9 protein-coding genes are annotated in these 5,026 nt (G+C 72.4%); 5 read left to right on the plus strand and 4 right to left on the minus strand.

What is annotated here, in order from left to right; genetic code table 11:
• The 3 genes from R6V09_RS45590 to rpmG form a co-directional block, all read right to left on the minus strand.
• On the minus strand, positions 1-817 hold an 817-nt coding region (locus R6V09_RS45590; protein WP_317887364.1), incomplete at its 3' end, for a GTP-binding protein.
• Between the two features lie 2 nt (positions 818-819).
• A complete protein-coding gene (locus R6V09_RS45595) occupies positions 820-1,068 on the minus strand; it encodes a type B 50S ribosomal protein L31 (RefSeq protein WP_317887365.1) in 249 nt (82 codons plus the stop codon).
• A 5-nt stretch (positions 1,069-1,073) separates the two neighbouring features.
• The gene (gene rpmG / locus R6V09_RS45600; RefSeq protein WP_030361075.1) at positions 1,074-1,238 is read right to left on the minus strand and encodes a 50S ribosomal protein L33; all 165 of its coding nucleotides are present in this window, start codon (positions 1,236-1,238) and stop codon (positions 1,074-1,076) included.
• A 74-nt stretch (positions 1,239-1,312) separates the two neighbouring features.
• Here rpmG and rpmB point away from each other — a divergent pair, with 74 nt between their 5' ends.
• The 4 genes from rpmB (at position 1,313) to R6V09_RS45620 (ending at position 3,018) form a co-directional block, all read left to right on the plus strand.
• A complete protein-coding gene (rpmB, locus tag R6V09_RS45605; RefSeq protein ID WP_317887366.1) occupies positions 1,313-1,549 on the plus strand; it encodes a 50S ribosomal protein L28 in 237 nt (78 codons plus the stop codon).
• Positions 1,549-1,854: a 30S ribosomal protein S14 gene (rpsN, locus tag R6V09_RS45610; protein WP_317887367.1), complete on the plus strand. Its 306-nt coding sequence runs from the start codon at positions 1,549-1,551 to the stop codon at positions 1,852-1,854. The genes rpmB and rpsN overlap by 1 nt, the downstream gene beginning before the upstream one ends.
• Before the next feature lie 74 nt (positions 1,855-1,928).
• Entirely contained in the window at positions 1,929-2,444 is a 516-nt protein-coding gene (locus tag R6V09_RS45615; RefSeq protein WP_317887368.1) for a hypothetical protein, read from the plus strand.
• 55 nt (positions 2,445-2,499) lie between these two features.
• A complete protein-coding gene (locus R6V09_RS45620; protein WP_317887369.1) occupies positions 2,500-3,018 on the plus strand; it encodes a DUF4232 domain-containing protein in 519 nt (172 codons plus the stop codon).
• Between the two features lie 6 nt (positions 3,019-3,024).
• On the opposite strand, the gene R6V09_RS45625 is transcribed toward R6V09_RS45620, so the two are convergent.
• Positions 3,025-4,137: a DUF2786 domain-containing protein gene (locus tag R6V09_RS45625; protein WP_317887370.1), complete on the minus strand. Its 1,113-nt coding sequence runs from the start codon at positions 4,135-4,137 to the stop codon at positions 3,025-3,027.
• A 162-nt stretch (positions 4,138-4,299) separates the two neighbouring features.
• Between R6V09_RS45625 and R6V09_RS45630 the strand changes: the two genes are divergently transcribed.
• Positions 4,300-5,026: FtsX-like permease family protein (locus R6V09_RS45630; RefSeq protein WP_317887371.1), on the plus strand; the 727-nt coding region annotated here is incomplete at its 3' end.

A 5,026-nucleotide genomic window follows, 5' to 3' on the forward strand; every position in this document is an offset into this window, starting at 1 on the left:
TGTCGGCGAGCCAGAACCGGCCCCGGCTGCGGGCCGCGGCGCAGGTCAGGTCCTCCAGCGCGGCGTACAGCCGCTCCGGGTGGAAGGGCCGGCACCGGTGCCAGACGAAGGTGCTCACCCCGTACGCGTCGGCCTCGACGGGGAGCAGGGCGCAGGCGGGGTGCTGGGCGGCGGCAGCGGCCTCGACGTCGAAACCGGCGAGGGCGGCACCTGCCAATTCACCGTCCCTGATCGGCACTTGGCGCGCCGTCGGGTGCAACTGCCCCAGCAGCTCCCGGTCCTCGTCGTCGGCCTCCTCGGAGTCGAGGATCGCGAGGACGGGGGCGTACTCCAGTTGGCGGGCGAAGGTGTCGGCGATCGTGCGCTGGTCCGTGGCCGCCGCCGCGAGGCCGGCGTCGGCGAGGTCGTCGCCGTTGCCGAGGCAGGGCAGGAGCAGGGCCGGGTCGACGGCGGTGATGACGCCGGTGACCGTGAGGCCGCCGGACGTGATCACCTCGGCCATCGCCTTGGGCTCGACGGAGTCCCACAACTCGACGATGGCCAGCCGGACTTGAGCGGCCTCGGCCAGCCGGCGCAGCTCCGGGACCAGGTCCTCGCGCAGCGCGCAGCACGCGCAGTCGTCGACCAGGGGAGTCTCGCCGGCGGAGACGATGCCCGTGGCGTCCCTGATCGTGCGGACGACCGTGCCGGCGGCGGCCGTAGCGAGGTCGTGGTGGAGTACGACGCTGCCGGGTACGTCGTGCAGGAGGTGGGCGACGGTCGCTCGGCGGGCGTCGGCGTGCAGGCCGGCGACGATCACGACGGAGAGGTCGGGCACGGTCAGTCCTGCTTTCCGTACCGGCGCTCGAAGCGCTCCACGCGGCCGGCCGTGTCCAGGACGCGGGCGGTGCCGGTGTAGAAGGGGTGGCTGACGTTCGAGATCTCGACGTCGACGACGGGGTAGGTGTTCCCGTCCTCCCACTCGATCGTCTTTGCGCTGGTCATCGTCGAGCGGGTGAGGAAGGCGTGGTGGGCGGCCCGGTCCCGGAAGACGACGGGGCCGTAGGGCGGGTGGATGTTCTCGCGCATCGCGGTCAGCGCTCCTCTCGGAAGTCGACGTGGCGGCCGGCGACCGGGTCGTACTTGCGCAGGGTGAGGCGGTCGGGGTCGTTGCGGCGGTTCTTGCGGGTCACGTAGGTGTAGCCGGTGCCGGCGGTGGACCGGAGCTTGATGACCGGGCGGAGTTCGTTGCGAGCCATGCTGCTACCTTACTGAAAATGAATTCCATTAACAGTATCGGCTACGGCCCCGATCGAGGAGAGGTACGTCACCCGTGTCCGCCCACTGCATGCTGACCGGCGCACAGCCCGGCTTCGGCAACCGCATCTCCCGCTCCCACCGGCGCACCTCGCGCCGCTTCGACCCGAACATCCAGTCCAAGCGCTACTGGCTGCCCGGCGAGGGCCGTTACGTACGGCTGCGGCTGAGCACCAAGGGGATCAGGACCGTCGACGCGATCGGCGTCGAGGCGGCCGTGGCCCGGATCCGTGCCCGCGGGGTGAGGATCTGATGGCCAAGAAGAGCAAGATCGCGAAGAACGAGCAGCGGCAGCGGGTTGTCGCGCGGTACGCCGCACGCCGGGCCGAGTTGAAGGAGGTCATTCGGCGGCCCGGCTCCACCGAGGCCGAACGGGCCGCCGCCCAGCGTGAGTTGCGCGGTCAGCCGCGCGACGCCAGCGCGACCCGGGTGCGCAACCGCGACCAGGTCGACGGGCGGCCCCGCGGCTACTTCCGGGCGTTCGGACTGTCCCGGGTGAACCTGCGCGGGCAGGCTCACAGCGGATACCTACCCGGCGTCCGCAAATCCTCCTGGTAGGCCCTGGTAGCTTGCTGCGGTCGTCCGGCCAAGGCCGACCGGACGGCCGTCCCGCTACAGCTTGGGAGCTACCAGTGACTACGGCGATTTCGACGGTGTCGACGGTACGGATCGCGGCGGCTGCCGCCGGTCTGGCGGGCGCACTCGTCCTGACCGCGTGCAGCGGCGGCGACTCCAAGGACGACGCCTCGTCCACGCCGAGCGCGTCCGCGACCTCGGCCCCGACCGCCACCGCGGACTCCGGGGGCTCCACCGGCGCCAGTCCGTCGGCCGCGTCCGACGGGCTGCAGGGCAGCTGGCTCGCCACGACCGACGGCAAGGCCGTGGCGCTGGTGATCACCGGCAAGCAGGCCGCCCTGTTCACCACCGGCGGGAGCGTGTGCAGCGGGACCGCGGGCGAGGAGGCGGGCATGAAGATGATCCACCTCAAGTGCACGGACAAGAGCACGACCCGAGCGACCGGAATGGTCGGCTCCATCAGCAAGTCGGGCCTCTCGGTCACCTGGTCGGGCAGTCTCGGCAAGGAGACCTACACCCGCGCCGAGGGCGGAAAGCTGCCGTCCGAGCTGGCGACGGCGGGCCTCGGGTAGCGGCCCGGTCCCGGTCGTGTCGGCGGACCGGCGTCCGGTGCGGGATGATCCCCTCATGCGCACCATTCCCCTCGCCGTCACCGCCGTCGCGTCGGCCCTCCTCCTGACCGCGTGCGGCGGCAGCGGCGGCTCCGCCTCCGACAGCAAGAACGGTTCGGCCTGCTCCTTCGACGGAGTCGCCGTCCAGGTCGGTCCCGCCAGCACCGCTCCGTCCGCCGGCGACACGGGCGAGGTTCCCGTCTCGCTCACCAACCAGAGCAAGCCGTGCACCCTGGACGGCTTCGCCGGCGCCTCCCTGGAGGGCGGCGGCACCAAGGTCGCCCTCTCCACCCAGAAGGGTGCCAAGGCACAGAAGCTGAAGCTGGCCAAGGGCGACGCGGTGTCCTTCACCGTCACCTATGTACGCGGCAAGGCGGGCGACAAGCTGAGCCTGGCCGCCACGAAGCTGGTCATCACCCTGCCCGGCAGCAGCGACAGCACGAGCTACAAGTGGTCGTACGGCCCCGTCCAGGGCAAGACCTCCGTGAGCGACTCGGACGCCTCGGTCAGCGCCTTCACCCAGGCCGGCGACTGACGCCCGTCAGTCCAGCCGCGGCCGGGCCCCGACCTGGGCCCGGTCCGCCGCCTCGGCGCCCTGCGTCCAGCCCGCCTCGTCGCTGACCCCGCGCAGCCGGGTCGTGGTCGTCTCCGGGAACATCTCGTCGAGCCGGCCGGTGACGGCGACCTCGCGGGTGGCGAGCACCGGAAGCAGGTCGTCGGTCAGCTGTGTCCCGGCGGCCTCGGCCAGCCGGGTCCCGATGCGGTGGGCGTAGGCCGCGAGGAAGGACTGCCGGAAGGTCTTGGTCCGCCGCCGCCCGCCCGCGCGCTGGGCCGCCTCCGCCTTCGTCATCGCGGTCGTGGCCTGCACCAGCAGCGAGGTGTACAGCAGCTCGACCACCTCCAGATCCCCCTCGAACCCGACGACGGTCGAGAAACCGAAGGCCTCGCTCCAGACGGCCCGGCAGTGGTTCGCCCCGGCGACCGCGTCCAGCAGCACCGCCTTCGCCTGTTCGTACGGCGCCTCGACGCCGATCCGGCACGCGCCGGGCGCGTCCTTCGCCGGCGCCTGCGCGTCGAGCAGCGCCTCGTCGATGCTGTGCCGCGCCATCAGCTCCTGCGCCTTGGCACTCAACGCCTCCGCCTCCTCCGGGAACCCGGTCGCCTCCGCCTTCGCGAGCAGCGCGCGGATCCGGGTGAGCATCCGGGACGCGGGGCGCCCGCTGTCGTGCCGCCGTTTCGGCTCGTCCAGGGGTTCGATACTCGGCAGCCGCAGCAGCAGCCGGTACAGCTCCAGGGCGGTGGTGGCTTGGGTGAAGCGGTCGGTGCGGGCCGGCGGGGCGGCGGCCAGTTCGTCCAGCTGTGCGGACCAGCGCGGGCCGCGCGCCCGGTCGTCGGGTGCCTGCGCCCGGATCAGCTCGGACACGAGTCGTACGTGTACGTCGTCCAGCTCCCGCCGCACCAGCCGTACGACATCCGCGGGCTGCCACCCGCGTCGCCAGGCCGCCGCCACGAACTCCCGCCCGCGCCGGTCGAGTTCGGCGTCGGCCGCGGGGTCGGCGGCGAGGATCGAGGCGCCCGTGTCGAGGGCGTCGTGGGTGTCGGAGTAGAGGGCGGCCTCGAAGGCGCGCTCGACGGTGCCGGTGGTGCTGCTCACCTGTCGATCGTTTCATGGGGTGGCGGGGAGGGGGGACCTGAAAAAAGTGTGTCACTTTTCTCCGAAGTGTCACACTTTTTTTGGGTGGGTAGGGCTGGGCCCACCTCCGGGACGCCCGCTGGTGGTCGTGTCCGCGCGGGCCGGACGCGGTGCGATGGGGGCATGACACAGACTGGAGGGTGTGCCGTGCTGATCCTGTCCTCGCTGCGCACTCGGTGGGCGTCGCTGCTCGGTTCCTTCGTCGCCGTGGCGCTGGGGGTCGCGGTGTCGGCGTCGACGCTCGCGGGACTCGCCTCGGCGGTGGGCGCACCGGCCCGGGCGCCGGAGCGGTTCGCGTCCTCGCCGGTCGTGGTGATGGGCCGGGACACGCTCACCGTGCCGGTGCGGCGCGGCCCGTCCGTCGTCCAGGTGTCGAGGAAGCTCGCTCATCCACACCCTGTGGACAACCAACTCCTCACGGAACTAAGGGCGTTGGGACCAGTACGGATGGACGGCGACGGACGGCGGGACGCGGTCGGAATCGACGCGCCGGTCGCCGCGGTACGGGCTGTCGTCGATGGCCGGGCCCGCGTACTGACGGGAGACGGCCGACGGCTCGCCGATCCGGCCGCGGCGCGCGACGCCGAGCAGCTGGTCTCCGTCGTCGCGCTGCTCGGCACGGCCGCCGGGGTCACCTCCTTCGTGTCCGTGTTCGTCACGGCGTCGACCTTCGCCTTCGTGATCGCCCTGCGCAGAAGGGAGTTGGGGCTGCTGCGGATGGCCGGGGCGACACCGGGCCAGGTACGGCGGACGCTGCTCGGAGAGGCCGGGGCGATGGGGCTCGTGGCGTCGGCGGCCGGGTGTGCGCTGGGAACCTGGGCCGCACCCCGGCTGGTGCGGGCGCTGGTGG

This window comes from Streptomyces sp. W16 (assembly GCF_033194735.1).
GTDB lineage: Bacteria > Actinomycetota > Actinomycetes > Streptomycetales > Streptomycetaceae > Streptomyces.